Source organism: Brevibacterium sp. UBA7493, assembly GCF_002479565.1.
Taxonomy (GTDB): domain Bacteria; phylum Actinomycetota; class Actinomycetes; order Actinomycetales; family Brevibacteriaceae; genus Brevibacterium; species Brevibacterium luteolum.
The window spans coordinates 270,324-296,238 of the sequence record NZ_DLOD01000003.1; the positions used below are offsets into that span (position 1 = coordinate 270,324).

At 68.0% G+C, this 25,915-nt stretch carries 25 protein-coding genes and 1 riboswitch; of the genes, 1 reads left to right on the forward strand and 24 read right to left on the reverse strand.

Going from position 1 to position 25,915, the window contains the following annotated elements:
• Window positions 1-13: 13 nt before the first annotated feature.
• From B4E96_RS02580 to pyrR, 22 genes are all read right to left on the reverse strand, one after another.
• Window positions 14-1,519 carry a carboxyl transferase domain-containing protein gene (locus B4E96_RS02580; protein WP_286956292.1) on the reverse strand — a complete coding sequence of 502 codons (1,506 nt, stop codon included), beginning with the start codon at window positions 1,517-1,519 and terminating at the stop codon, window positions 14-16.
• Window positions 1,516-2,724: a CaiB/BaiF CoA transferase family protein gene (locus tag B4E96_RS02585; protein ID WP_259833651.1), complete on the reverse strand. Its 1,209-nt coding sequence runs from the start codon at window positions 2,722-2,724 to the stop codon at window positions 1,516-1,518. Before B4E96_RS02585 ends, B4E96_RS02580 begins: the two co-directional genes overlap by 4 nt.
• Window positions 2,725-2,858: 134 nt before the next feature.
• On the reverse strand, window positions 2,859-3,266 hold the full coding sequence (locus B4E96_RS02590; RefSeq protein ID WP_259795570.1) for a PH domain-containing protein: 408 nt from the start codon (window positions 3,264-3,266) through the stop codon (window positions 2,859-2,861).
• A gap of 40 nt (window positions 3,267-3,306) precedes the next feature.
• The gene (gene hisG, locus B4E96_RS02595; RefSeq protein ID WP_286956437.1) at window positions 3,307-4,146 is read right to left on the reverse strand and encodes an ATP phosphoribosyltransferase; all 840 of its coding nucleotides are present in this window, start codon (window positions 4,144-4,146) and stop codon (window positions 3,307-3,309) included.
• 68 nt (window positions 4,147-4,214) lie between these two features.
• The gene (locus B4E96_RS02600; protein WP_180964675.1) at window positions 4,215-4,478 is read right to left on the reverse strand and encodes a phosphoribosyl-ATP diphosphatase; all 264 of its coding nucleotides are present in this window, start codon (window positions 4,476-4,478) and stop codon (window positions 4,215-4,217) included.
• A 327-nt stretch (window positions 4,479-4,805) separates the two neighbouring features.
• Entirely contained in the window at window positions 4,806-5,474 is a 669-nt protein-coding gene (locus tag B4E96_RS02605) for a nicotinamide mononucleotide transporter family protein (protein WP_286956294.1), read from the reverse strand.
• A gap of 102 nt (window positions 5,475-5,576) precedes the next feature.
• Window positions 5,577-5,702: riboswitch (FMN riboswitch) on the reverse strand.
• A 65-nt stretch (window positions 5,703-5,767) separates the two neighbouring features.
• Window positions 5,768-6,430 (reverse strand): ribulose-phosphate 3-epimerase, encoded by a 663-nt coding sequence (gene rpe / locus B4E96_RS02610; protein WP_259844980.1) that lies wholly within the window; start codon window positions 6,428-6,430, stop codon window positions 5,768-5,770.
• Between the two features lie 25 nt (window positions 6,431-6,455).
• Window positions 6,456-7,922 carry an RsmB/NOP family class I SAM-dependent RNA methyltransferase gene (locus B4E96_RS02615; RefSeq protein ID WP_286956296.1) on the reverse strand — a complete coding sequence of 489 codons (1,467 nt, stop codon included), beginning with the start codon at window positions 7,920-7,922 and terminating at the stop codon, window positions 6,456-6,458.
• Window positions 7,915-8,859: a methionyl-tRNA formyltransferase gene (gene fmt / locus B4E96_RS02620; RefSeq protein ID WP_286956297.1), complete on the reverse strand. Its 945-nt coding sequence runs from the start codon at window positions 8,857-8,859 to the stop codon at window positions 7,915-7,917. Before fmt ends, B4E96_RS02615 begins: the two co-directional genes overlap by 8 nt.
• A 30-nt stretch (window positions 8,860-8,889) precedes the next feature.
• On the reverse strand, window positions 8,890-10,968 hold the full coding sequence (locus B4E96_RS02625; RefSeq protein ID WP_286956298.1) for a primosomal protein N': 2,079 nt from the start codon (window positions 10,966-10,968) through the stop codon (window positions 8,890-8,892).
• Between the two features lie 21 nt (window positions 10,969-10,989).
• Entirely contained in the window at window positions 10,990-12,189 is a 1,200-nt protein-coding gene (gene metK, locus B4E96_RS02630) for a methionine adenosyltransferase (protein ID WP_286956300.1), read from the reverse strand.
• Between the two features lie 9 nt (window positions 12,190-12,198).
• Window positions 12,199-13,470 (reverse strand): bifunctional phosphopantothenoylcysteine decarboxylase/phosphopantothenate--cysteine ligase CoaBC, encoded by a 1,272-nt coding sequence (coaBC, locus tag B4E96_RS02635; RefSeq protein ID WP_286956301.1) that lies wholly within the window; start codon window positions 13,468-13,470, stop codon window positions 12,199-12,201.
• Window positions 13,467-13,805 (reverse strand): DNA-directed RNA polymerase subunit omega, encoded by a 339-nt coding sequence (rpoZ, locus tag B4E96_RS02640; RefSeq protein WP_170274197.1) that lies wholly within the window; start codon window positions 13,803-13,805, stop codon window positions 13,467-13,469. The genes coaBC and rpoZ overlap by 4 nt, the downstream gene beginning before the upstream one ends.
• A gap of 10 nt (window positions 13,806-13,815) precedes the next feature.
• Complete coding sequence (gmk, locus tag B4E96_RS02645) at window positions 13,816-14,391, reverse strand: guanylate kinase (RefSeq protein ID WP_165882837.1); 576 nt, start codon at window positions 14,389-14,391, stop codon at window positions 13,816-13,818.
• Window positions 14,388-14,705: an integration host factor, actinobacterial type gene (gene mihF, locus B4E96_RS02650; RefSeq protein ID WP_165882836.1), complete on the reverse strand. Its 318-nt coding sequence runs from the start codon at window positions 14,703-14,705 to the stop codon at window positions 14,388-14,390. The genes gmk and mihF overlap by 4 nt, the downstream gene beginning before the upstream one ends.
• A 41-nt stretch (window positions 14,706-14,746) precedes the next feature.
• On the reverse strand, window positions 14,747-15,622 hold the full coding sequence (pyrF, locus tag B4E96_RS02655; protein ID WP_286956302.1) for an orotidine-5'-phosphate decarboxylase: 876 nt from the start codon (window positions 15,620-15,622) through the stop codon (window positions 14,747-14,749).
• A complete protein-coding gene (gene carB / locus B4E96_RS02660; protein WP_286956303.1) occupies window positions 15,619-18,891 on the reverse strand; it encodes a carbamoyl-phosphate synthase large subunit in 3,273 nt (1,090 codons plus the stop codon). Before carB ends, pyrF begins: the two co-directional genes overlap by 4 nt.
• Entirely contained in the window at window positions 18,884-20,074 is a 1,191-nt protein-coding gene (gene carA / locus B4E96_RS02665) for a glutamine-hydrolyzing carbamoyl-phosphate synthase small subunit (protein WP_102160296.1), read from the reverse strand. Before carA ends, carB begins: the two co-directional genes overlap by 8 nt.
• The gene (locus tag B4E96_RS02670) at window positions 20,071-20,565 is read right to left on the reverse strand and encodes a hypothetical protein (protein ID WP_286956304.1); all 495 of its coding nucleotides are present in this window, start codon (window positions 20,563-20,565) and stop codon (window positions 20,071-20,073) included. The genes carA and B4E96_RS02670 overlap by 4 nt, the downstream gene beginning before the upstream one ends.
• Window positions 20,553-21,866 carry a dihydroorotase gene (locus B4E96_RS02675; protein WP_102160300.1) on the reverse strand — a complete coding sequence of 438 codons (1,314 nt, stop codon included), beginning with the start codon at window positions 21,864-21,866 and terminating at the stop codon, window positions 20,553-20,555. Before B4E96_RS02675 ends, B4E96_RS02670 begins: the two co-directional genes overlap by 13 nt.
• Window positions 21,863-22,837, reverse strand: coding sequence for an aspartate carbamoyltransferase catalytic subunit (locus B4E96_RS02680; RefSeq protein WP_102160301.1), 975 nt, complete (start codon window positions 22,835-22,837; stop codon window positions 21,863-21,865). Before B4E96_RS02680 ends, B4E96_RS02675 begins: the two co-directional genes overlap by 4 nt.
• The gene (gene pyrR, locus B4E96_RS02685; protein ID WP_102160304.1) at window positions 22,834-23,406 is read right to left on the reverse strand and encodes a bifunctional pyr operon transcriptional regulator/uracil phosphoribosyltransferase PyrR; all 573 of its coding nucleotides are present in this window, start codon (window positions 23,404-23,406) and stop codon (window positions 22,834-22,836) included. The genes B4E96_RS02680 and pyrR overlap by 4 nt, the downstream gene beginning before the upstream one ends.
• Before the next feature lie 206 nt (window positions 23,407-23,612).
• On the opposite strand from pyrR, the gene B4E96_RS02690 reads away from it, so the two are divergent.
• A complete protein-coding gene (locus B4E96_RS02690; RefSeq protein ID WP_286956306.1) occupies window positions 23,613-24,701 on the forward strand; it encodes an alpha/beta fold hydrolase in 1,089 nt (362 codons plus the stop codon).
• A gap of 86 nt (window positions 24,702-24,787) precedes the next feature.
• Here the strand turns inward: B4E96_RS02690 and nusB are convergent, their stop codons facing one another.
• Together nusB and efp are read right to left on the reverse strand one after the other, a co-directional pair.
• The gene (gene nusB / locus B4E96_RS02695) at window positions 24,788-25,336 is read right to left on the reverse strand and encodes a transcription antitermination factor NusB (RefSeq protein WP_102160308.1); all 549 of its coding nucleotides are present in this window, start codon (window positions 25,334-25,336) and stop codon (window positions 24,788-24,790) included.
• Complete coding sequence (gene efp, locus B4E96_RS02700) at window positions 25,333-25,896, reverse strand: elongation factor P (protein WP_102160310.1); 564 nt, start codon at window positions 25,894-25,896, stop codon at window positions 25,333-25,335. The genes nusB and efp overlap by 4 nt, the downstream gene beginning before the upstream one ends.
• Window positions 25,897-25,915: the final 19 nt, after the last annotated feature.

A 25,915-nucleotide genomic window follows, 5' to 3' on the forward strand; every position in this document is an offset into this window, starting at 1 on the left:
CGCAGGGCTCCTCTCACAGTCCGAGGCTGCGGTAGCGTTCGATGCGCCGGTGCTCGCGGCGGTAGGCCGGCTCGCGCATCAGCGTGATGATCTCGTACTCCAGGGTCTTCGCCACCCGGGTGACGAACGCCTCGGGTTCGTCGGCGGCATCTGGCTGCTCGGCGATGACCCGGTCGACGATGCCGTGCTTGAGCAGCATCTCAGCCTGCACGCCCTGCTTCTGCGCCATCTCCGGGGCATGGTCGGTGTCCCGGTAGACGATCGCCGAGGCGCCTTCGGGCGGCAGCGGTGACAGCCAGCCGTTCTCGGCTGAGAGCACCCGGTCAGCTGGGACGAGTGCCAATGCCCCGCCGCCGGTCCCCTCGCCCATGATGAGGGAGACGGTCGGTGCGTCGAGGGTGGCCAGGTCGGCCAGGCAGCGGGCGATCTCTCCGGCCAGCCCGCCTTCCTCAGCGCTCTTCGACAGCGCGGCACCCGGGGTGTCGATGATCGTGACGAGCGGGATGTGCAGCTCGGCTGCCAGGGCCATGCCGCGGCGGGCTTCACGCAGGGCGGCTGGTCCCATCGGTTCGCCCGCGGCCTGCCGGCTGCGGTCCTGGCCGAGCACGATGCACGGTGCGGTGCCGAAACGGGCGGCGGCCAGCAGCAGGCCGGGGTCCTTCTCACCCTGGCCGGTGCCGTTGAGCGGCAGCACGTCGGTGGCGCCGTGGCGCAGCAGTTCGCGCACGCCGGGCCGTTCGGGCCGGCGGGAGGCGGTGATGATGTCCCAGGCGTGGGTGTTGACCGGCATCGGGTCGGGTTCGGTGCGCGGATCCGGCACCGGTCCCGGGACTTCGCGGGCACCCATGAGCACATTCAGGACCATGTTGACCGTCGAGGCGATCCGCTCAGGTGAGAGGACGGCGTCGATGAGCCCGTTGCGGTAGAGGTTCTCACCGGTCTGGATGCTGTCGGGGAACTTCTCGCCGTAGAGCTGCTCGTACACGCGCGGGCCGAGGAAGCCGATGAGGCTGCCGCGGTCGGCCACGGTGAAGTGGCCCAGTGATCCCCAGGAGGCGAACACGCCTCCGGTAGTCGGGTGGCGCAGGTAGACGAGATAGGGCAGTCCGGCCTTGCGGTGGACCTTCACAGCAGCGGCGAGCTTGACCATCGTGAGGAATGCGACGGTGCCCTCCTGCATGCGGGTGCCGCCGGATGCCGGTCCGGCCAGCAGTGGGAGGCCTTCGGCGGTGGCGCGTTCGATCGCCCGGCACAGCCGTTCGGCTGCAGCGACGCCGATCGATCCGGCGAGGAACCGGAACTCGCAGGCCACGACCGCGACGCGGCGGCCGTAGATGCGGCCCTCACCGGTGATGACGGCCTCGTCGACACCGGACTTCTGGGCAGCCTGGGCGAGTTCGGCGGCGTAGGTCTCGGAGATCCCATCAGCAGGTTCGATCGGCTCTTCGTCCCAGGAGACGAAGGTGCCGTCGTCGACGACGAGGTCGATGAGCTCCCGGGCGCTCAGCCGCGAGCTCATGGCGTCTCCTCGAGCCAGCGGCGGATCGCGTCGCCGTGCTCGTTGAGCAGCGGCGGGGCGAGGTGCTCGCGCGGGGTCGATTCGGTCTCGCCTTCGGTATCGGCGTCGAAGAACCGCAGCGGCGGGCCGGGCAGGTCGATCTCACCGAGCACCGGGTGCTCAACGGAGATCTTCAGTCCCTGCGACAGGGCCTGCTCCCACTGGTAGACCTCCTGCAGGGAGCGCACGATGCCCGATGGGATGCCGGCGGCGGCGAGCTTCTCGAGCAGCTCTTCGGCGGTGTAGTCGCGGAAGCGCTCCTCGATGACGCTGATGACTGCCGGGCGGTTGGCGACGCGCTCGGCGTTGGTCGCCATGCCCTGGGTTTCGGGGTCGATGTCGAAGGCGGCGCAGAGTTTGTGCCACAGGTTCTGGTTGCCCACCGAGATCTGCACGGCCCCGCCCTTGCAGTGGAACAGGCCGTAGGGCGACAGCGACGGGTGGTGGTTGCCGCCGGGTGCGGGGTTCTCCCCGGCGACCGTGGCGCGGGTGCCCTGGAAGGCGTGGACGCCGACCATGCCGGCGATGAGCGAAGTGCGCACGACCTTGCCGCGGCCGGTGCGCTCGCGTTCGAGCAGGGCGGCGAGCACGCCGTAGGAGCCGTAGATGCCGGAGAGCAGGTCGGCGATCGGCACGCCGACCTTCTGCATGTCATCGGGGCCGGAGCCGGTCAGCGACATGAGGCCGGCCTCACCCTGGGCGATCTGGTCGTAGCCGGCGCGGGAGGCTTCGGGGCCGTCGTGGCCGAAGCCGGTGATCGAGAGGATCACGAGGCGCGGGTTGAGCTCCATGCAGCGTTCGGTGGAGAACCCGAGGCGGGTGAGCACGCCGCCGCGGAAGTTCTCGACGAGCACGTCGGCGCGTTCGATGAGCTGGGCGAGAACCTCCTTGTCGCCGTCGTCCTTGAGGTTGAGGGCGATGGATTCCTTGTTGCGGTTGCAGGAGAAGAAGTAGGTGGCCTGCGGGTCGTCCTCAGGGCCGACGAAGGGCGGGCCCCAGGAGCGGGAGTCGTCGCCGGAGGCGGGGTTCTCGACCTTGATGACGCGGGCGCCGAGGTCGCCGAGCATCTGCCCGGCGTGCGGTCCGGCCAGTGCGCGGGAGAGGTCGACGACGGTGTAGCCGGACAGCGGTCCGGGGCGGGTGGTGGTCTCGGATGTGCTGCTCATCGTCAGGCGGTTCTCCTTCGTCGTTCGGCCGCTGGCAGCCGTGCCCGGCGGCTGGTCTCAGTGTGCCCGAGGTGTCGGTGCCGCTGCGCTGTCGTCTCGCGGACGCGTGTCTGCACGGGTGGTGTCAGACCGGTTCAGTTGTCCGGCACATCGGGTGAGCTGTATGTGTCCACGAGTCTACGCAACCGCTCGCAGGCGTAGCGCGCCCGGTCTCCGTCTGCGGACTGGATCGCCATCACCGACAGGGTCGAACCGTCGGACAGGTCGAGGGTGACCCACGAGTCACCACCCCGCGGGTGGAAGCTGATGGAGAGGATGCGCGTCCATTCGACCCTTGTCGTGCTGAAGATGTTGCGCACGATGAGTGCTTCGTCGGTGACAAATGCCGCGATCGCCCCGACGCGCCAGACGACGGCTCCGAAGATCACGCCCAGAGCATTCATCCAGATGATGTCGCGGGTCTTCCAGCCGGTCCAGTGCAACTGAGTCAGCCCCCAGCTCAGCAGTGCGAAGGACACGACGATCGTGATCGCGAGGAACACGGTGAGGATCCTCGTGAAATAGGGCCTGAATGGCCGTGTCTCAGATGCGGCAGGCGCCAATGTTCGTCACCAGGATGGCGCGTGCGCCGACTTCGTAGAGCTGGTCCATGGTCTTGTGCACGTCGCGGGCGGCGACCATGGTGCGCACGGCGTACCAGTCGCTGTCGTGCAGGGCGGAGACGGTGGGGCTTTCGAAGCCGGGGGTCAGCGCGGTCGCCTCGGCGAGGTGTTCGGCGGCGATGTCGTAGTCGACGAGGACGTAGTCGCGGGCGACCATGACGCTTTCGAGCCGGCGCAGAAACTTCCGGGTGCCCGGGTTCGACTTCCGGTTGGAGATGACCACGGCTTCGGAGTGCAGGACCGGTTCGCCGAAGGTCTGCAGCCCGGCCATCCGCAGCGTGGTGCCGGTTTCGACCACATCGGCGATGACGTCGGCGACACCGAGTTCGATCGAGACCTCCACGGCCCCGTCGAGTTTGATGACCCGGGCTTCGAGTCCGCGCTGTGCAAGGTCGCGTTCGACCAGCATCGGATAGCTGGTGGCGATGGTGAGGCCCTCGAGTTCGTCGATCTCGTGGAAAGCGCCTTCGGCTCCGGCGTAGTGGAAGCGAGAGCGGGCGAAGCCCAGCGGCAGCAGCTCCTCGGCTTCGGCACCGGATTCCAGCAGCAGATCGCGGCCGGTGATGCCGAGGTCGATGAGCCCGCGGCCGACATAGACGGCGATATCGCGCGGGCGCAGGTAGAAGAACTCGATGCCGGCGTCGACGTCGCGGTGGACGAGTCGCTTGGAGGTCGTGCGCACCTGGTAGCCGGCTTCGCGCAGCATCGTCGTCGCTGATTCGGACAGCGAGCCCTTGTTAGGCACAGCCACGCGCAGCATGCCGTCGGCCCGGACCGCCGGGATGCGGCCGGTATCGGTGATTTCTCGGCTCACAGCTTCCTTTCGGCTCACAGTTCGCGATAGACGTCGTCGAGGCTGATCCCGCGGGCGATCATCATCACCTGCAGGTGGTAGATCGCCTGAGCGATCTCACCTGCGAGTTCGACATCGGATTCGTACTCGGCGGCCATCCACACCTCGGCGGCCTCTTCGACGACCTTCTTGCCGATCGCATGGACTCCGGCGTCCAGCTCGGCCACGGTGGACGAGCCAGCGGGACGGGTGGCTGCTTTTTCGGTCAGTTCTGCGAACAGTTCTTCGAAGGTCTTCACACGGCCAGGGTAATACACCACCGGCACCAGTCTGCAGAGAGTCTCAGGCGCCGCCCTACAGAGCAGAGAGGCGAAGTCCCAGCGCAGGAGCTGGAAGCAGCGGCCCCAGAGGCTGCGGCCGGCGCCCGGCGCATCCAGACGATGACGTATGAAACTGCGATCAGGAGGAAGTGAGGGGAGGATCACAGCTCCAGGCCACCGAAACCTCCTGCCGTGAGCTCGGGAGCCTGCCCCGTGCGGGATGGCGCACAGACCGGATGGTTGAGGGCAATGCCGAGGGCGGACGTACATGATCGGGGTCGACGTCAGCACGACGTTCGAAGACCCTCAGCCGTCGGCGCAGTGCCCGGCGATCGTCTGTGCGGGTTCGCTCGGTGATGCGATCGTCTGCTTGGACTTCCTCGCCCAGTCGACGATGCCGACGATGACCATGATGAGGAAGACGAAGTACACGATGCCGGAGAACAGCAGGCCGCCCATGATGGCCAGTGGAATCCCGACGAGGTCGACGGCCAGCCACACGAACCAGAACTCGACGATCGCCCGGCCTTGGGCGTACATCGCCACGAGTGAGCCGATGAAGATGTAGGCGTCCGGGTATGGGTTCCACGACCAGTCGCCCCACGCCAGGATCCAGCCGAAACCGGCAGTGCCTGCGGCCAGGGCGGCGATGAGCAGTAGTCGTTCGGGCCAGGTCGCCCAGCGCACGCGGATCTCACCGGTCTCCTCCTGGGAGCGCTTCCACTGGCTCCATCCCCAGATCGCAGCGGCGATGATGACGACCTGACGCGCGGCGTTGCCGCCGAGGCCCGCCGAAATGCTGGCCGAGAACAGGAAGATCGAGCCGGTGATCTGCACAGGCCAGGAGAAGATGTTGCGCCGCAGTGCCAGGAACACCGTTGCCAGTGCGCAGATGTTGCCGATGACATCGGACCAGGGAACGGGCTTGCCCATGAGTTCGAAGACCGGGGCGTTGAGCCACGAGATGATATCCACTTTCCGAAACCTTTCGCTCAAGGCTCCGGGGGTTGCGACGCGTGAATAGCGCGGTGGCGCCGCGTAGGCTCAGGCACATATCGCCATCAGCTGCGCGGACGCAGACGTGCTTCCTCCCATCCGGACTTTCACCGTCGGTACTGGAATCCCACCAGTTCAGCCCCGTCGGAACGGGGGTCGCGGACTGTCACCGCCGGCTCGGACTTTCACCGACCCCGGAGCACGTACTCCTGGTGGCACTATAGGCTCTGGCTCACATGCGCGGCAACTTCTGTCTTGCCGCGCATGCCTGTTCAGCGCAGGGCGTCGAGGGCGAGTTCGCGCAGCTCTTCGATCGCTGCGCTGCGGTTTTCAGCGCTGTATACGGCGGAGCCTGCCACGAGCACATTCGCTCCGGCGGCCACAGCGCGGGCCACAGTCGTGGCTGAGACTCCCCCGTCGACCTGCAGCTGTACTTCGAGACCGGCGTCTTCGATCGCCTGGCGGGTGCGGGCCACCTTCGGCAGGCACACGTCGAGGAATGACTGGCCGCCGAATCCGGGTTCGACGGTCATGATGAGGATCTGGTCGAACTCGGCCAGCAGGTCGATGTAGGGCTCGATCGGAGTGGCCGGGCGGATCGCCAGCGAGGCCTTCGCCCCGAGTGCGCGGATCTCGCGGGCCAGCCGGACAGGGGCCGCGGAGGCTTCGGCGTGGAAGCTGACCGATGCGCAGCCCATCTCCGCGTAGACCTGGGCGTGCCGGTCGGCCTGCTCGATCATGAGATGTGCGTCGATGGGGATCGGCGAGACCTCACGGATCCGCTCGACGACCGGCGGGCCGAAGGTGAGGTTGGGAACGAAGTGGTTGTCCATGACGTCGACGTGGGCCATATCGGCTGCCGAGATCGCGTCGAGTTCCTCGGACAGGCGGGAGAAGTCACAGGACAGGATGCTGGGATGAATGCGAATGCTCACCCTCCCAGCATAGAGCCTCAGCGCTTCAGCCGGTGCGGCGCAGCAGTGCCAGGAACATCCCGTCAGTGCCGTGCACGTGCGGCCACAGCTGCACGGCCTGCCCGGTGCCGATCGGCGCCGAGGCGAACTGGGCGGCCTCCTGGCCGGTGACGTCTGCGAGGATCGCCGGCGCGTCAAGCACCTCGACGTCCGTGCCCGAGGCGGTGAGCACCTCGGTGACGATGTCGATCGTCTCCCCGTGGTGGGGCGAGCAGGTGGTGTAAGCCACGACTCCCCCGGGTGCGGTGAGCTCGATCGCCCGGGTCAGCAGTTCGCGCTGGATGGGCTGCAGTGCCTCGACGTCCTCAGGTTTGCGCCGCCAGCGGGCTTCGGGTCGGCGGCGCAGCGCGCCGAGGCCGGTGCAGGGAACGTCGGCGAGCACGCGGGTGTAGCGGCCGAGGTGCTCGTCTGCCAGGCTGCGGCCGTCGGTGTTGAGGACGGTGACGTCTGCGTCGATGGCGCGTACGGAGTCGCGGACGAGTTCGGCGCGGTGTGCGGAGACGTCGCAGGCGACGACTGGTGTTCCGGTGGCAGCGGCGTCTGCTGCCAGGATGGCAGTCTTGCCGCCGGGCCCGGCGCACAGGTCGAGGACCGGGCCGTCAGGTGCGCAGGCTGCGGTCAGGCCGAGGACTACGAGCTGGGAGCCTTCGTCCTGGACGCGGGCCTGTCCTGCCTGCACCTCAGGAAGTGTGTAGGGGTCTCCGGAGGACAGTTCGACGCCGAGCGGGGACAGCGCGGTGGGCTTTCCGCAGTCGGCGGCGATCGCCTCCCGGTCGGCCAGGCCGGGCAGGGCTGTCAGGCACACGCGGGCGGGCACATTGTCGGCTGCGAGCAGTGCGGTGAGTTCGCCGGCATCGCGCCCGTGGGCGGTGAGCGATCGGCGCAGTGCAGTGACGATCCAGGCCGGGTGCGCGTAGGTCAGCCCGATCTGCTCGTCGTCGCTGGCGCCTCTGGTGACGAGGTCGAGCCACTCGATGCGGGTGCGTTCGCTGATGCGGCGCATGACGGCGTTGACGAAGCCTGCGGCCTTCATGTGCTTGGTCGCCCGCATGAGACCGACGGCTTCGTTGACGGCGGCGTGGGCGGCGGTGTTCATGTCGAGCAGCTGGTGGGCACCCAGCCGCAGGGCATTGCGGGCGGGCGTGTCGAGCTTGCTGACCGGCCGGCCGGCGGCGTGGGCGATGATCGCATCGTAAAGACCGCGGCCGCGCAGGGTGCCGTAGGTCAGTTCGGTTGCCAGCCCGGCGTCGGCGGTGCTCAGCCCGGCACGGCTGAGCCGTGGGGGCAGCAGCAGGTTGGCGTAGGCGTCGTCATCGTCGACGGCGATGAGAACGTCGAAGGCGATGCGCCTACCGGGGTTGACGCGGGTGCGGCCATGGCTGACACGGCGGCGTTTGACGCCGGGGCCGGGTTTGCCGGGGGCGGGTTTGCGGTCTCCGCTGGGCTCACGCATCGCCGGGCTCCTCGCTGATGTCGAAGGCGGCCTGACCGCGGCCGCGCAGGAAGTCGGCGGCGTCCATCATCGCCTTGCCGAAGGGCTGGATGCGTTCGACAGCGACGGCGCCGTCGCTGGTGCCGATGAGCACAGTGCCGTCAGCGGCGGCTGCGAGCCGGCCGGGCTGCTGCCAGGCGGCGCTGCTGAGGTCATCGGCGGCGGTGATGCCGGAGAGCTTGGTGCGCTTGCCGTCCATGAGCGCCCATGGGCCCGGTGCTGGGGTGACGCCGTTGGCGCGGGCGACGAGTTCGGCGGTGGTGGCGGTGAAGGGCAGTTCGGCTTCGTCTGGGGTGATCTTCTCAGCGTGGCTGGTCTCACCGTGCTGTGGGGTGAGTTCGGCGCTGCCGTCTGCGAGCTGATCGAAGGCGGTGACGAGCAGCTCCGCCCCGGTGCGGGCGTAGGAGTCGAGGACCTCTCCGGCCGGTGCCGAGGGCAGGTCGAGTTCCTGCTGGGTGAGGACCGGTCCGGTGTCCATGCCGGTGTCGATGCGGAAGACAGTGACTCCTGAGGTCGTCTGTCCGGCCATGAGCGCCCGCTGGACCGGTGCTGCCCCGCGCCACTGGGGCAGCAGGGAGAAGTGCAGGTTGTACCAGCCGTGCTCACTGATCGACAGGGCACGAGGTCCGGCGATCGCACCGAAGGCGACGACGGCGACGGCATCGGGGCCGAGGGCTTCGAGTTCGTCGAGGATCTCCCCGCGCAGCCGGGCGGCCTCGAGCACCGGGATGCCGGCGGCAAGGGCGCGCTCCTTCACCGGGCTCGGGGTCAGCACGCGCTTGCGGCCGACCGGGGCATCGGGGCGGGTGAGCACGGCGATGACCTCATGGTCGGATTCAAGCAGCGCCTCGAGAGCGGGCACGGCGACGGCGGGGGTTCCTGCGAAGACGATTCTCACCCCGCCAGTCTAACGACCGGGCCGGCCGGTTCAGAGCACGTCGGGATCGTCGACCCGGGCGAAGACGGACTCCTCATGCCGCATCGACCGGGCGGCGACCTCGGCGGCGATGCGCCGGGTGACAGCAGGACCGGAGGCGATCGTCGTGCCGATGATGCGCTCATACGGCTCGTCGTGGGCATAGATGTCCCACACCTCCCCTACCTCGGAGGCCGCAGCGACCACCTCGGCGACGGCGGACCGGTCGCCGCGCAGGCCGATGGTGCGCACGGCCGGCGGGAAGCGCAACTCGCTGCGCGCCTGGTACTGCTCATCGGCCCAGGCGACGGGTGCGAAGTCGGAGATGACCTGCCGAATCGAGGGGTCGTCGTCCATGAGCAGGATGCGCCCGCCGTGCTGCCAGCCGCGCACCAGACAGGCGGCCCGCATGCGGCGAGCAATGGCGCGGTCGGTGGCCTGCAGACCGGGGCCTGGCCACAGCGAGTCGAGCAGCAGGGCCAGGGCGTAGCCGTTGTCTGCATACGGTTCGGCGCCTGTGGTGGCGACGATGATGCTCGGTTCGTCTGGGACCCGGTCGATGATGTGGCTGCCGCCCGAGCGGATGACCTTGGTGCCGGGGAAGGCGCGGCCGAGTTCTTCAAAGGTGCGCTCGATGCCGGCGACGACCGACCGGATGGCGTTGCTGGAGCACTGCGGGCAGGTGAAGGTCTCAGCGCGGAAGCCGCAAGCGCGGCAGGCGAACGGACCGGTCTGGGAGGCGGCTTCAAGTTTGCCGGCGCACTGCGGGCATTCGATGACGCTGCGGCAGCCAGCACAGGCCACGACCGGCAGGTAGCCGGCACGCGGGACCTGCACGAGGACAGGTCCGATGGCCGGGGATTCCGTCGTCCGCCCGATCGCTGCCTGGGTGAGGCGGAAGCCGAGTTCGGGCAGCCGCTGATGCTGGTGCGGCGGCAGGTCGTCGGGTGGCAGCTGGCAGATCGGGGCCTGTTGGCGATGAACCGGTCCCGGATAGGTGATCTCACCGAACCAGCCGATGCGCACGAGCCGCTGGATCTCGACGGTGCGGTTGTAGTCAAGGAACAGGGCTGCACTGCCGGTCTGCTGGATGCGGGTGAGCAGCACCTGGCGGGCGTGCGGGTAGGGGGCGTGCTGGTCGAGGTAGTTCTCGTCGCCGTCGTCGAGGCAGATGACGAGGCCGATGTCGGATGTCGGGGCGAAGGCGGCGGCGCGGGTGCCGATGATGAGCCGGCCTGCCCCGTGCAGGGCGCGCACCCAGGCTGACCAGCGGGCGGACTGGCCCTGGTCGGCTGATAGGCGGATGGCCAGCGGCTTGAGGTCGCCGAGGGCGGCTTCGAGGGCTGAGAGTTCGCGGTGATCGGGTACGAGCCACAGCACCGATCGGCCGGTGCGCAGCACGCGGGCGGCTGCGCGCAGTCCGTAGTGGATCCAGCCGGTGCCCGGCATGCTTCCTGGCAGCAGCGCCATGGCTGCGCGCGGGCCGGCAGATGGGCGTCCGGTGTCGGTGGCCTCGGACGGTGTATCGCCGATCCAGGTGTCGAGGGCGGTGAGGTAGTCGGTGAAGTCCGCTGGCTCATCGGTGTGGGCGCTGATCTCATCGCAGATCTGCTGCCGTTCGACTTCGCCCAAGGGTTCGGGTTCTGCTGCACGGGCGCGCTTCTCAGCCGTCGCGTGCCGGGGCGGGATCGCCAGGCGCAGGACATCGGGCAGGGTGCCGGCATAGCGGGAGGCGATCTCCTCGCACAGGGCCCGCAGCCCGGGGGTGAGGACGACGAGGTCGGAGACGACGCGTTCGATGGCGGTGAGTTCGCCGACGTGTTCGGTGCTGTCCTTGCGGGCGACGACGAACCCGGAGATGAGCCGTCCGGCGAAGCGGACCCGCACGCGCACTCCGGGCTGTGCGTCGGCGGCGAGGCTGTCGGTGACGGCGTAGTCGAAGGGGCGGGCCAGGTGCGGCAGCTGGGTTTCGACGAGCACTTCGGCAACCGGCAGGTGCGCGGCCGGCGTCTTGCCGCCGCGCACCCTGATGCCGGTGTCGAGGCCGTCGTCGTCGCCGTCGTCGGCGATGAGCCGCGGCTGCTGGCTCATGTGTCTGCTCCCCTGACCGGGTCAGGAGCACAGGCGGCGCAGGTCCTCGGCGCGGTCCGTGCGCTCCCACGTGAAGTTCTCACCGGTGCGCCCGAAGTGACCGTGGGTGGCGGTCTCGGTGTAGATCGGGCGCTTGAGGTCGAGGCTCTTGATGATCATCGACGGGCGCAGGTCAAAGACCTCGCGGATGGCCGCTTCGATGCGGGCCGGGTCGACGGTTTCGGTGCCGAAGGTCTCGACGTAGAGACCGACCGGGCGGGCGGAGCCGATCGCATAGGCGACCTGCACTTCGCAGCGGCGGGCCAGGCCGGCGGCGACGACGTTCTTGGCCACCCAGCGCATCGCATAGGCACCGGACCGGTCGACCTTCGAGGGGTCCTTGCCGGAGAACGCTCCGCCGCCGTGGCGGGCGAAGCCGCCGTAGGTGTCGACGATGATCTTGCGGCCGGTCAGTCCGGCATCGCCCATCGGGCCGCCGACGACGAACGGTCCGGCGGGATTGATGTAGAACTTCGTGGCAGCGGTGTCGAGGCTGAAGTCGGCGAGGACCGGTTCGATGACCTCGCGCTTGACGTCGGCTTCGAGCTGGTGCTGGCCGATCGCGGCATCGTGCTGGGTGGAGACGACAAGGGCCTCGACGGTGCAGGCGGTGTCACCGTCGTAGCCGATCGTCACCTGCGTCTTGCCGTCAGGCCGCAGGTAGTCCAGCCGTCCGGACTTGCGCACCCGGCTCAGCTGCTCGCTCAGCCGATGTGCCAGATGGATCGGCAGGGGCATGAGCACGTCGGTGGAGTCATCGGCGTAGCCGAACATGAGTCCCTGGTCGCCGGCGCCGAGCAGCGAGTCAGCGTCTTCGACCTCACCGCCGGTGCGGTGTTCAAGGGAGGTGGTGACAGCGTCGGCGATGTTCTGCGACTGCGCGCCGATCGAGACGGACACGCCGCAGGAGTGGCCGTCGAAGCCCTTCTCAGAGGAGTCGTAGCCGATGCCGGTGATGATCCTGCGGGCGATGCCGGCGACATCGGCATAGCCGTCTGTCGAGACTTCACCGGCGACGTGGACGAGGCCGGTGGTGACCATCGTCTCAACGGCGACGCGGGCGTTGGGGTCCTGCCTCAGCAGCTCGTCGAGGACACCGTCGCTGATCTGGTCGCAGATCTTGTCGGGGTGTCCTTCGGTGACGGACTCTGAGGTGAATTGGCGAAGATGTTGTGTGCTCACCCGGCCATCCTATCGATTCGCACGGACAGCGACAGCGGCCATGACTTCCTGCGACACACTCTCCTTCGACCCGGCCGTGCGCAGCACCTCGCGCACGCCAGCACTCTCACCAGCGGTTCCACCCTCGGAGGCGTCAGCATCAATGCGTTCGTAGACGACGAGGCTGTTGTCGTCGCGGTCGAAGGCCTGGCCGGCGGAGACGTCGTTGAGCACGAGCATGTCGCAGCCCTTGCGCAGCAGCTTCTGCTGGGCGAGCTGTTCGGCACTGGCGTCCGGGGAGCCGGTTTCGGCGGCGAAGCCGATGATCGTCTGGCCGGCGGCGCGGGTTTCGACGAGACCGGCGAGGATGTCGGGGTTCTGCACGAGTTCGATCGTGAGCCCGGAGTCCCCGGATTTCTTCATCTTGTGCTCGGCGGTCTCGGCCGGCCGGTAGTCGGCAACGGCGGCGCACATGATGATGATGTCGGCATCCCGCTGGGCGGCCTGCGCGGATTCCTGCAGCTCGGCGGTCGTCTCAATGCCGGTGACGGTGATCCGGTCGCTGAGGTTCTCCAGCAGCCGATCGTCGACGTTGGCGGCGATGAGGGTGACATCGGCACCGAGTGCTGCTGCGGCGCGGGCCAGGGCGATGCCCTGTTTGCCTGAGGACCGGTTGCTGAGGAAGCGCACCGGGTCGAGCGGCTCGCGGGTGCCGCCGGCGGTGATGAGCACGCGCCGGCCGGCAAGTGCCGCCTCGGTCTCCGTTCCCGAGGTGCGGGTCCGGTGGACGTCGAGGGCTGCGGTGACGATGTCCTCGGGTTCGGGCAGCCGTCCGGGACCGGAGTCGGCTCCGGTGAGCCGGCCGCTGGCCGGTTCGATGACATGGATGCCGCGTTTGCGCAGCACTGCGACGTTGTCCACGGTGGCGGGATTGAGCCACATCTCGGTGTGCATCGCAGGTGCGAGCACCACCGGTGCGGTGGTGGAGATGACGGTGGCGGTCAGCAGGTCATCGGCGCGTCCGGCGCGCAGCCGGGCGATGAGGTCGGCAGTCGCCGGGGCGATGAGCACGAGATCGGCGTGCTGGCCGATGCGGATGTGCTCGACTTCGTCGATGCGTTCGAACACGCTCGTCTGCACCGGCTGGCCGCTCAGGGCCTCCCAGGTGGCAGCGCCGACGAAGGTGAGCGCCGAGGCAGTGGGCACGACCTTGACGGTGTGCCCGAGTTCTCGCAGGGCGCGGACGACATGACAGGCCTTGTAGGCCGCGATGCCGCCGCTGACCCCTACGACGATGTTCACTGCTCGGTGGGGGTGTCGAAGCTCAGGTCGATGTCGGCTTCAGCGGTCTCGAAGTCCTCGATGACCGGCGCGGCGAAGTCCTCTTCACGCGGCTCGCGGATGAGGATCTTGCCCTCATTGACCTCGCGCAGGGCGATCGACAGCGGCTTCTCGTTCGGCTCCGGGGTCACCAGCGGGCCGACGTTCTCGAGCAGGCCTTCCTGGAGCTGCGCGTAGTAGGCATTGATCTGCCGGGCGCGGCGAGCCGATTCGATGACGAGTTCGTACTTCGAATCCGTCACCGCCAGCAGGTCGTCGATCGGCGGATTGGTGATACCTTTCGGTTCAGCGGACACTCAAACTCCATCAGTTGTCGGGGGTGTTGTCGATTGACAACCCCATCAATGTTACTAGTTCCTCGGCGGCTTCTGAAATGTCGTGGTTGATGACGGTGTGGTCGAACTCGGTCTCAGCGGCGAGTTCTTCCTTCGCAGTCTCCAGCCGGCGGGCCTGTTCCTCTTCGGATTCGGTGCCGCGGCCGATGAGCCGGCGGACGAGCTCATCCCAACTCGGTGGGCCGAGGAACACGAACCTCGCCTCGGGCATCGTCTCCTTGACCTGGCGGGCGCCCTGCAGGTCGATCTCCAGCAGCGGATGCGAACCGGCTTCGAGCGCTTCGCGCACCGGTTTCGCGGGCGTTCCGTAGCGGTACCGGCCGTGCACGGTTGCGTATTCGAGGAGTTCACCGTCGTCGATCATCCGATCGAATTCCTCTTCGGTCACGAAGTAGTAGTCGACGCCGTCGCGTTCGCCCTCACGCGGTGGGCGCGTGGTGGCGGATACGGAGAACCAGATCTGTGGGAAGTTTCTGCGGATGTGTGCGCCGACGGTGCCTTTGCCGACGGCGGTCGGTCCTGCCAGAACAGTCAGTCGTTGTGTCACGCGGTTTCGAATCTCTCCAGGAGTGCGGCCTTCTGGTGCACACCGAGGCCTTTGAGTCGCCGGGATTCGGCGATGCCGATCTGCTCCATGAGCACTGAGGCGCGGCGTTTTCCGACGCCGGGCATGGAGCGCAGCAGGTCATGGACCTTCATCTTGCTCAGTGCTTCGTCGTCTGCTGCTTCCTTCAGGACTGTCGACAGGGATTTCTCACCGCACTTCAGTGCGGCCTTGGCATCTGCCCGAGCCTGCCTGGCCTTGAACGCTTTGTCGAGTGCTGCAGAACGCTGTTCGGGTGTCAGGGGTTGGAGAGCCACGTCTACTCCTTAGTGGTCCAGTCCGCATCAGCAGATTTGTATCAGTGTAGACCGTCTGCACCGGTGAGCGCACGGGTCGTTTCCCGGATGCGCTCCTGAAGCGCCGGAATCGCCGGCCCTGCTGAGAGGATCGTGCGTCCGGCATTCACAATGACACGGCCGTCTGCGAACGCTGCTCCGAACACGGAGTGCAGATCCTCGACTCCCCCGCCCTGAGCGCCATAGCCCGGTGCCAGGATCGGGTAGTCGCCTGCAGTCAGGTCGATGCCGAGGTCGCGGGCGGCAGTGCCGGTGGTCGCACCGATGACGACGCCGAGGCGTGGGGCACCGAGCTGTGCGTTGACGTCCCGGACGCCTGCGATCACCTCGGCGGCGACCGACTCACCGCCGGCAGTGCGCGCATGCTGGACGCTGGCCCCATCGGGATTCGAGGTCAGTGCGAGGACGAATGCGCCAGTGCCGTAGGTGCGTGCGCACTCGAAGGCCGGTTCGAGTGAGCCGAAGCCCAGGTACGGCGAGAGGGTCACGGCGTGGGCGTACAGCGGGGAGGCCGGGTTCATGTACGCCTCGGCGTAGCCTGCCATTGTCGAGCCGATGTCTCCACGTTTGATGTCGAGGATCGTCGACAGCCCGGCATCGTGGGCAGCACCGAGGACGTCTTCGAGGGCGGCCATGCCGCGGGAGCCGTGGCGTTCGAAGAACGCCGCCTGCGGTTTGACCGTCCCGCACTCCCCTGCCGCCGCCTCGACGACGCGCAGCCCGAAGTCGCGCACCCCGGCTGCCGAATCCGGCAGCGACCAGTCGGCCAGCAGCCCGGCGTGTGGGTCGATGCCGACGCACAGCCGGGTCCGGTTGGCCTGCGGCCAGTCGCGTCCGTAGTCGCGCTCGGGCTGGGCGCCCGTGTCGTGTTGGCTCATGCCCAGTCCTGCAGGGAGCGCACATCGAAGGCCGCTGCCCGCTGGCCTTCGATCGCGGTGACCGCGGCGGTGAATTCGGCGACCGTGGTCACCAGCGGGATCGACGAGGCGACGGCGGCTGCGCGGATCTCGTATCCGTCAGCACGCTCCTGGCGGCCGGCCGGCACGTTGATGACGAGGTCGATGCGGCCTTCGGTGATGTCGTCGAGGATCGTGCGCTCACCTTCGGCGGCTTCGTAGTGCTTCGCGATCCGGGTGCTGGTGATGCCGTAGCGGTCGAGCATCGCCGCGGTGCCGGCGGTGGCGACGACGTCGAAGCCCATGTCGACGAGCTGCTTGACCGCCAGCACCGAGGAGCGCTTGTCGCGGTCGGCGACCGAGACGAACACCGTGCCCGAGGTGGGAAGGGCGGCTCCGGCTGCGAGCTCGGCTTTGGCGAAGGCGACGGGGAAGGCGGTGTCGATGCCCATCACCTCGCCGGTCGAGCGCATCTCAGGACCGAGGATCGAGTCGACGACCTTGCCGGCGACGGTGCGGAACCGGCGGAAGGGCAGCACCGCCTCCTTGACGGCGACCGGGTGGTCATCCGGCAGGGTCGAGCCGTCGTGTTCGGCGGCGAGGATGCTGCCGCGCAGCTCTCTGATCGACTTGCCGACGGCGATGAGCGCGGCGGCCTTGGCCAGCGGCACCGCGGTGGCCTTCGAGACGAACGGCACCGTGCGGGAGGCGCGCGGGTTGGCCTCGATGACGTAGAGGACGTCAGCGGCGACGGCGAACTGGATGTTGATGAGCCCGCGCACGTTCGTGCCGCGGGCGATCGCGGCGGTGGCGTTGCGGACCTGCTCGATGACGTTCTCCCCCAGGGTCAGGGCCGGCAGCACCGAGGCGGAGTCACCCGAGTGGATGCCGGCCTCCTCGATGTGCTCCATGATCCCGCCGATGTAGGTCTCGTTGCCGTCGTAGAGGGCGTCGACGTCGATCTCGACGGCGTCTTCGAGGAACCGGTCGACGAGCACCGGCCGGTCGATCGAGACCTCGGTGGCCGTTGCCATGTAGTTCATCAGCTGTTCGGTGTCGTAGACGATCTGCATGCCGCGGCCGCCGAGCACGTAGCTGGGGCGCACGAGCACCGGGTAGCCGATGTCCTCGGCGATCGACTGGGCCTCATCGTAGGCGGTGGCGGTCCCGTGCTTGGGTGCGCGCAGCCCGGCTTCGGCGAGCACCTGGCCGAATTCGCCACGGTCCTCGGCCAGGTCGATGGCCTCCGGCTGGGTGCCGAGCACCGGCACGCCGGCGGCCTTGAGCTGGTCGGCCAGGCCGAGCGGGGTCTGCCCGCCGAGGGTGCACACGACGCCGGCGACAGGCCCGGCCTGCTTCTCGGCATGGTAGATCTCCATGACGTCTTCGAACGTCAACGGTTCGAAGTACAGCCGGTCGGCGGTGTCGTAGTCGGTTGAGACGGTCTCGGGGTTGCAGTTGACCATGATCGTCTCGTAGCCGGCCTCGGCCAGTGCCATGGTGGCGTGCACGCACGAGTAGTCGAATTCGATGCCCTGGCCGATCCGGTTGGGACCGGAGCCGAGGATGATGACGGCCTCGCGTTCGCGCGGGGACACCTCGGTCTCGTCGTCGTAGCTGGAGTAGTGGTACGGGGTCTTCGCCTCGAACTCGCCAGCGCACGTGTCGACGGTCTTGAACACCGGGCGCAGCCCGAGTGCCTGGCGCACGGCGGTGACGACGGCTTCGTCGAGGTGGCGCAGCTGGCCGATCTGGGCGTCGGAGAAACCATGGTTCTTCGCCAGGCGCAGGGTATCGACATCGAGGCTCTCAGCGGCGGCGATCTCCTCGGCGACATCATTGATGAGCTGGACCTGGTCGAGGAACCAGGGGTCGATGTCGCAGGCCTCGTGGACCTCCTCGACGCTCATGCCGGCGGCCAGTGCCCGCTGCACGGTGTAGAGGCGCTCGGTGGTGGCATGGCCGAGGTCGCGGATGACCTGGGCGCGTGCGGCATCGGTGGAGATGTCGAGCGGGTCGTTCCACGAGAACGAGGAGTTCTTCTGCTCGATCGAGCGCATCGCCTTCTGCAGGGCGGTGGTGAAGTTCCGGCCCAGGGCCATCGCCTCGCCGACGGACTTCATGGTTGTCGTCAGCGTCGGGTCGGCGGCCGGGAACTTCTCGAAGGCGAACCGCGGGACCTTGACGACGATGTAGTCGAGTGCCGGTTCGAATGCGGCTGGGGTGACCTCAGTGATGTCGTTGGGGATCTCATCGAGGGTGTAGCCGATCGCGAGCTTCGCGGCGATCTTGGCGATCGGGAAGCCGGTGGCCTTCGACGCCAGTGCTGAGGAGCGGGAGACGCGCGGGTTCATCTCGATGACGACGATGCGCCCGTCATCGGGGTCGATGGCGAACTGGATGTTGCAGCCGCCGGTGTCGACGCCGACTTCGCGAATGACGGCGATGCCGATGTCGCGCATCTCCTGGTATTCGACGTCGGTGAGCGTCAGCGACGGGGCGACGGTGATGGAGTCGCCGGTGTGCACGCCCACGGGGTCGACGTTCTCGATCGAGCACACGACGACGACGTTGTCGTTCTTGTCGCGCATGAGCTCGAGTTCGTACTCCTTCCACCCGAGGATGCTCTCCTCAAGCAGCACCTCATGGGTCAGGGAGTCGACGAGTCCGTCGCCGGCGATGCGGCGCAGATCGGCTTCGCTGAAGGCCATGCCGGAGCCGAGCCCGCCCATCGTGAACGAGGGGCGGACGACCATCGGGTAGCCGAGCTCCTCGGCGGCGGCGAGGCATTCCTCCATCGAGTGGCAGATCGCCGAGCGGGCGACCTCGGCACCGCAGCGTTCGACGACCTGTTTGAACTGCTGGCGGTCCTCACCGCGCTGGATCGCCTCGACATCGGCGCCGATGAGCTCGACGCCGTACTTCTCGAGCACACCTGCCTCATGCAGGTTGATCGCGGCGTTGAGCGCGGTCTGCCCACCGAGAGTCGGCAGCAGCGCGTCGGGGCGTTCCTTGGCGATGATCGTCTCGATGACGGCCGGGTCGATCGGCTCGACGTAGGTGGCGTCGGCGAGCTCGGGGTCGGTCATGATCGTCGCCGGGTTGGAGTTGACGAGGATGACCCGCATGCCCTCGCGTTTGAGGACGCGGCAGGCCTGGGTGCCGGAGTAGTCGAATTCGCAGGCCTGGCCGATGACGATCGGCCCGGAGCCGATGACGAGGACTGAGGAGAGATCGTCCCTCTTAGGCATGTGCGTTGTCTCCTTCGGTGGTCTCGATGCTCGGGGTGACGGTGGCGGCGCCGTCGAGCAGTTCGATGAACCGGTCGAACAGGTCGCGGGCGTCGTGCGGCCCGGCAGCGGATTCGGGGTGGAACTGAACGGAGAACGCCGGCAGGTCGAGGCAGCGCAGGCCTTCGACAACGTCGTCGTTGAGTCCGATGTAGCTGACCTCCACTCGGCCAAGGTGCTCACCGGCAGGCGCGGTGACGACCTCGCGCAGCGGGGCGTCGACGGCGAAGCCGTGATTCTGGGTGGTGATGTGGACCCGTCCGTTGGCGGTGTCGAGGACCGGCTGGTTCGAGCCGCGGTGGCCGAAGGGCAGCTTGTAGGTCTCGAAACCCAGTGCCCGGCCGAGCAGCTGGTTGCCGAAGCAGATGCCGAAGAACGGGATCTTGGCCTCCAGCACGCGGGCGAGCACGTCGACGGCGTTCGTCACGCTCGCCGGGTCGCCGGGGCCGTTGGAGAAGAACACGCCGTCGGGGTCCAGCTCGGTGAGCTGCTCGAAGGTGAAGTCGGCCGGCACGACGGTCGTCTCGATGCCGCGGGCGGCGAACTGGTCAAGTGTCGTCGTCTTGATCCCGAGGTCGTAGGCGACGACGCTGTGCTTCTTCTCCCCTTCGGCGGGGATCGTGTAGGGCTTGTCGCAGGTGACTTCTGCGCTCAGGTTCGCCCCTGCCATCGGTTCGGCAGCGCGCACCTCGGCGAGCAGCTCTGCGTTCGGGCGCTGCGCCTCGGGACCGGAGAAGATCCCGGCGCGCATCGCGCCTTTGTCCCGCAGGTGGCGGGTGAGTGCGCGGGTGTCGATGTCGGTGATGCCGACGATGCCGCGGTCGGTCAGCCGGGCTTCGAGGTCGCCGGTGGCCCGCCAGTTCGACCGGCGGCGGGCGGCGTCGCGGACGACGTAGCCGGCGACCCAGATGTCGCGGGATTCGTCGTCTTCGTCGTTGACGCCGGTGTTGCCGATGTGCGGCATCGTCTGGATGACGATCTGGCGCCGGTACGACGGGTCGGTCAGGGTCTCCTGGTAGCCGGTCATCGAGGTGACGAACACGGCCTCGCCGGTGGTCGAGCCCTCAGCGCCGTAGGCGCGGCCGGTCAGTGTGCGGCCGTCGTCGAGGACGAGAACGGCAGGTGGGCGCTGGTGCAGGGTCATGAGTCCTCCCCGAGGAGCTGGCGGATGGAATTCAGTGTCGGTGTGCGATCGGCTGCGTGCCGGGGGCGGAAGCCGGTGTCGACGAGGGTGTCGCCGAGCCGCCAGGTGATGATGATGAGCCCGTCGCGTTCGACGAATTTGCCGATCATCCCCGAGTCGGTGCGCACGTCTTCGAGGTCGGCGGCGGGGATGAGCATGTCGGGCACGCCGTCGCGGTCGAGGACGATGCCGATCTCGCTGATGCCCAGTGAGGCGGTGGTGCGCACGCCGAGGTGGTGGACGGCGACGCGTTCGAGCGGTTCGGCGGCCAGGGTGGTCGCCACATAGGTGCCCGCGACGGGAGGTGAGCTGAGCTTAAGGTCGGCTGCCGGCGCCTCGGGAGCAGGGATGCCGCCCTGCCGGTTCTTCCGGGACCGCCAGCCCAGCCACATGAGGGCGAAGAGCACGACGATGACGGCTGCGACGATGAGGGTCGGGATCAGGCGATCCATGTGCCGCCTCTCGTGATCGGGTGCGGGTCGGACAGCTGGGAGTCGGTGACGACGCGGTGGCCGTAGAGGATCGTGTGGACGATCCGGGATGACACCTCGATGCCGGCGAACGGATTGTTGCGTCCCATCGTCGCGTGGGCGTCCGGGGTAATCCGCTCGCTGGCGTTCGGGTCGACGAGCACGAGGTTCGCGCCGGTGCCGATCTCCAGGCTGCCCTGTTCGCGCAGGCCGGAGATCTCAGCCGGGGTGCGCGACATGACGCGGGCGATATCAGCCCAGTCGAAGTCGTAGTCAGTCATCGCCTCGACGACGATCGGCAGCGCGGTCTCCATGCCGACCATGCCCATCGCCGCGGCGGTCCATTCGCAGCACTTGTGCTCCGAGGGGTGCGGGGCGTGGTCGGTGCCGACGATGTCGATGGTGCCATCTGCCAGCCCGGCGCGCACGGCATCGACGTCGGCTTGGGTGCGCAGCGGCGGGTTGACTTTGTAGACGGGGTCGAAGCTGCGCACGAGCTCATCGGTGAGCATGAGGTGGTGCGGGGTGACCTCGGCGGTGACCTGCACGCCGCGGGACTTGCCCCAGCGCACGAGGTCGACTGCGCCCTTGGTCGACAGGTGGCAGATGTGCAACCGGGAGCCGACGTGCTCGGCGAGCAGGATGTCGCGGGCGATGATCGCCTCCTCGGCCACCGCCGGCCAGCCGGGCAGGCCGAGTTCGGCGGAGACGACACCCTCGTTCATCTGGGCGTCTTCGGTCAGCCGCGGTTCCTGGGAGTGCTGGGCGATGATGCCGCCGAAGGTCTTGACGTACTCCAGGGCCCGGCGCATGATGAGCGGATCGAAGACGCACAGTCCGTCATCGGAGAAGATCGTCACCCCGGCAGCCGAGCGTGCCATCGCTCCGAGTTCTGCCAGCTGGGTGCCCTTCTGCCCGACGGTGACCGCGCCGATCGGCACGACTTCGGTGTAGCCGGCCTCGCGGCCGAGGTGGTAGACCTGTTCGATGACGCCGGCGGTGTCGGCGACCGGTGCGGTGTTGGCCATCGCGTGCACGGCTGTGAAGCCGCCGCGGGCGGCTGACTGGGAGCCGGTGAGGACGGTCTCGGCGTCTTCGCGGCCGGGTTCCCGCAGGTGGGTGTGCAGGTCGACGAGGCCGGGCAGGGCGATGAGCCCGGTGGCGTCGATGACCTCATCGGGTCTGGTGAGCGAGTCGGGCTCGACGAAGCGGCCGTGATCGATCGCGATGTCGCCGGTCTCCTTGCCGAGGATGTTCGCACCGCGGATGAGCAGCGATGTCATAAGGCACCTTCCTGTCCGGTGAGCAGACTGTAGAGCACGGCCATCCGCACGGCAACGCCGTTTTCGACCTGGTTGAGGATGACCGCGCGCGGGGAGTCGGCGGCCTGCGCGCAGATCTCGAAGCCGCGGTTCATCGGCCCGGGATGCATGATCGCGGTGTGGTCGGGCAGCCGGTGGTAGCGGGCGGCGGTCAGGCCCCACAGGCGGCTGTATTCGCGGGTGTTGGGGAAGAACGACTGGTGCATGCGCTCGAACTGCACGCGCAGCATCATGACCGCGTCGAAGTCGTGGGCGTCGAGGGCGTTGTCGAAGTCGTAGAACACCTCGGCCGGCCAGGTGTCGACACCCCACGGCAGCAGGGTCGGCGGGGCGATGAGCACGACCCGGGCGCCGAGCGTGGTGAGCAGGTGGACGTTCGAGCGGGCGACCCGGGAGTGGAGGATGTCGCCGACGACGGCGACGGTGGTGCCGGCCAGGTCGGTGCCGCGGGCGTTGCCTCCCGGTCCCGAGGCGGGGGAACCGGTCAGAGTGCGGCGCAGGGTGAACGAGTCGAGCAGCGCCTGGGTCGGATGCTCATGGGTGCCGTCACCGGCGTTGACGACTCCGGCGTCGATCCAGCCGGTGGTCGCCAGCCGGTAGGGAGTGCCGGAGCCGTTGTGGCGGACGACGACAGCGTCAGCGCCCATCGCGCCGAGCGTCTGGGCGGTGTCCTGCAGACTCTCGCCCTTTGACACGCTCGAGCCCTTGGCGGAGAAGTTGATGACGTCGGCTGAGAGTCGCTTGGCGGCGGCTTCGAAGGAGATGCGGGTGCGGGTGGAGTCCTCGAAGAAGAGGTTGACGACGGTGTGGCCGCGCAACACCGGCAGCTTCTTCACCGAGTGGGTGCTGACCTGGGTCATCTCCTCGGCGACGTCGAGGAGGCCGATGGCGTCCTCCCGGCTGAGGTCTGCGGTCGACAGGAGGTGCTTCATGCCGGGTCTCCCTCCGCCTCGGCGGTCTCGGGCCAGGAGATCGTGACGGTGTCCTCACCGTCGATCTCTTCGAGGCCGACGAAGACGCGCTCGTCGACGGCGGTCGGGAGGTTCTTGCCGACGTGGTCGGCGCGGATCGGCAGGCAGCGGTGGCCGCGGTCGACGAGCACGGCCAGCCGGACGGCCGCCGGGCGTCCGATGTCGGCGATCGCATCGAGAGCTGCGCGGATGGTGCGCCCGGAGAACAGCACATCGTCGACGAGCACGACGGTGCGCCCGTCGATGCCGCCGGGCGGGATGTGGGTGGGTTCGGGTGCGCGCAGCTTGCCGTGGCGCAGGTCGTCGCGGTACATCGTGATGTCGAGGCTGCCGCAGATCTGGGCGGGATCGACGCCGCGTTCGATGTCGGCGATCTTGGCGGTCAGCCGCTGTGCCAGCGGGACGCCGCGGGTGGGAATGCCGAGGATGATGAGGTCGCCGGCGCCTTTATTGCGCTCGAGGATCTCATGGGCAATCCGCGTGATGGCGCGGGATATCTCGTCGGCGTTCAGTACTGTGCGAACACGCATGTGCGGTCCCCTTCTCCGCCTCACGGGACGGTGGTTAAAGGAGTGTCGTCTGCACATGAGTGTACCCCCTCGGCCGGCACCGGACACCGCCTGGGTGGTGCGCCCGGCAAGCTGTGATTAGACTCTCACCAATGCGCGATGCACTCGAGCGCCCCGAGCCCGGCCCCACTGCGCCGGGCGCATACGCCCTTCGTGAGGAGAACCGCGTGAGTTCCGCATCATCACACGCACAGCTGCCCGCCCTCGACCTCGACGTACACACCGCTGGCCTGCCTGCCGAGGTGTCGTTCGCCACCGCGACCTACCCCACCGCCGATGGCGAGCACACCTGCGGCTATCTGCACGCAGGCAGCCAGGCCGATCCGCTCATCGTGTTCCTGCACGGCTGGCCGGAGCTCGGACGCTCGTTCGCCGGCTTGCTGCCGCGCATCGCGGCCGAGGGCTATTTCGCGGTTGCTCCCGATATGCGCGGTTACGGCGCCTCGACGGTGTACGCGGACACCTCGGCGTACGCGATCGAGAATGCGGTGGCCGATGTGCGCGGACTCATCAGCGCGCTCAAGCCCGGTGAGCACGCCGAGGCGATCGTCGTCGGCCACGACTACGGCGCCCCGGTCGCATGGTCGTTCGCTGCTGCGCACCCGGAGATGTGCAGGGCGGTGGCCGGGATGTGCGTGCCGCATCTGCCGGCAGGTGCGTCGATGACTGCGCATGTCAACCGGTCGATGTACCCGGAGGACACGTTCCCCTACGGCCAGTGGGACTACATGGTCGCCCACCAGCAGATGCCGGAGAAGCTCGCCGCGGAGTTCGATGCTGATGTGCCCGGTTTCATCGCCACGATCATGCGCCGGGGCAATCCGGAGCAGATGACCAAGCCTGCCCTGCAGGCCAAGATCCGGTCCCGAGGCGGTTGGTTCCCTGACGGCGTGCCGTTCCGGGAGCGGGATGGCCGGGTGCTCAGCGCCGAAGACTACGATGCGCTCGTCGCCTCGCTCTCGCGCACCGGATTCGCCTACCCGAATGCCTGGTACCGCAATGTCGAGGCCAACGCCGCGTTCACCGAGAGCTTGCCCGGCGGTGGGCGGATCCCCCAGCCGGCGCTGTTCGTCCACGCCCGCTACGACCAGGTGTGCGACACCCTCGGGTCCACGATGGCCGAGCCGATGCGCGAGGCGATCCCCCAGCTGACCGAGCGCATCATCGAAGCGGGTCACTGGGTGGTGCAGGAGAAGCCAATCCACACCACCGAAGTGCTCACCGACTGGCTCAGCTCCGTCCGCCAGGAAGGCTGAAGCGCTCAGAAGCGCAACGTGAAGCCCCGGTTACCGAGCTGTCGGTGACCGGGGCTTCGTCGTTGTTGCAGATCGCGCTTGCGCTGTCAGGCAGACGGTTCGGAGTCGTCTGCCTCGGGCGAGTCGTCGCTGGAGCCTTGAGCAGCGGATGCGTCGTCGACAAGCGTGAGCGTCGACCCGCTCGGCACGTTGGAAGCGGTTGCCTTGGGGGCAGCCACAGTCGGCTGTGCCTCACCGGTCCGCCGTTTGCGGCTGACCGCGTCGAGCACGGCGTTGATGAAGGCCGGGGATTCGTCACGGGAGTACACACGACTGAGCGCGACGGCTTCGGAGATCGCAACGGGATCGTCGATGTCGTCGTTGTGCATGATCTCCCAGATGCCCATGCGCAGCAGCGCCCGGTCGACAGCCGGCATGCGTGAGACCGGCCAGTCGGTGACGAACTCCTCGATGAGCCCGTCGATCTCGTCGCGGTGGTCGACGACACCGGTGACGATCTCGACGGCGTAGGGTTTCATCGGGTAGTCCGGATCGCCCGAGCGCATGCGGATGAGCTCGGGTTCCGGCAGGCGGCGCTGCTCAGACTCGAAGAGCAGTTCGAGGGCGCGCTTGCGCGCGCGGCTGCGGGAGCTCACTCCTTGACGCGGCCGAGGTATTCGCCCGAGCGGGTGTCGACCTTGACCTTGGTGCCCTCTTCGAGGAACAGCGGCACCTGGATCTCGTATCCGGTCTCGACGGTTGCCGGCTTCGAACCGCCGGTCGAGCGGTCGCCCTGCAGTCCGGGTTCGGTGTGGGTGATGGCCAGCTCGACGCTCGGCGGTAGCTCGATGTATAGGGCTGCACCGTCGTGGAAGGCCACCTGGACCTTCTGGTTCTCGAGCATGAAGTTCGCGGAGTCACCGACGAGTTCGGGGGCGAGGGAGACCTGGTCGTAGTCCTCCAGGTCCATGAAGACGTAGTCGGTGCCGTCGTTGTAGAGGTATTCCATGTCGCGGCGGTCGACGTTGGCGGTCTCGACCTTGGTGCCGGCGTTGAACGTCTTGTCGATGATCTTGCCGGAGGTGACGTTCTTGAGCTTCGTGCGCACGAAAGCCGGTCCCTTGCCGGGCTTGACGTGGAGGAACTCAAGCACCTGCCACAGCTGGTTCTCGATCTTGAGGACCATGCCGTTCTTCAAGTCGTTGGTCGTTGCCAATGCAAATCCTTCGCAGTCG

Excerpts from the sequence above, each read along its gene's own strand:
- B4E96_RS02585 (WP_259833651.1), bottom strand. The coding sequence starts at position 2,724 with ATGAGCAGCACATCCGAGACCACCACCCGCCCCGGACCGCTGTCCGGC.
- B4E96_RS02580 (WP_286956292.1), bottom strand. The coding sequence starts at position 1,519 with ATGAGCTCGCGGCTGAGCGCCCGGGAGCTCATCGACCTCGTCGTCGAC.
- pyrR (WP_102160304.1), bottom strand. The coding sequence starts at position 23,406 with ATGCGTGTTCGCACAGTACTGAACGCCGACGAGATATCCCGCGCCATC.
- carA (WP_102160296.1), bottom strand. The coding sequence starts at position 20,074 with ATGACCCTGCACCAGCGCCCACCTGCCGTTCTCGTCCTCGACGACGGC.
- hisG (WP_286956437.1), bottom strand. The coding sequence starts at position 4,146 with ATGCTGCGCGTGGCTGTGCCTAACAAGGGCTCGCTGTCCGAATCAGCG.
- B4E96_RS02675 (WP_102160300.1), bottom strand. The coding sequence starts at position 21,866 with ATGACATCGCTGCTCATCCGCGGTGCGAACATCCTCGGCAAGGAGACC.
- B4E96_RS02615 (WP_286956296.1), bottom strand. The coding sequence starts at position 7,922 with ATGCGTGAGCCCAGCGGAGACCGCAAACCCGCCCCCGGCAAACCCGGC.
- B4E96_RS02625 (WP_286956298.1), bottom strand. The coding sequence starts at position 10,968 with ATGAGCCAGCAGCCGCGGCTCATCGCCGACGACGGCGACGACGACGGC.
- carB (WP_286956303.1), bottom strand. The coding sequence starts at position 18,891 with ATGCCTAAGAGGGACGATCTCTCCTCAGTCCTCGTCATCGGCTCCGGG.
- pyrF (WP_286956302.1), bottom strand. The coding sequence starts at position 15,622 with ATGAGCCAACACGACACGGGCGCCCAGCCCGAGCGCGACTACGGACGC.
- B4E96_RS02680 (WP_102160301.1), bottom strand. The coding sequence starts at position 22,837 with ATGAAGCACCTCCTGTCGACCGCAGACCTCAGCCGGGAGGACGCCATC.
- B4E96_RS02670 (WP_286956304.1), bottom strand. The coding sequence starts at position 20,565 with ATGGATCGCCTGATCCCGACCCTCATCGTCGCAGCCGTCATCGTCGTG.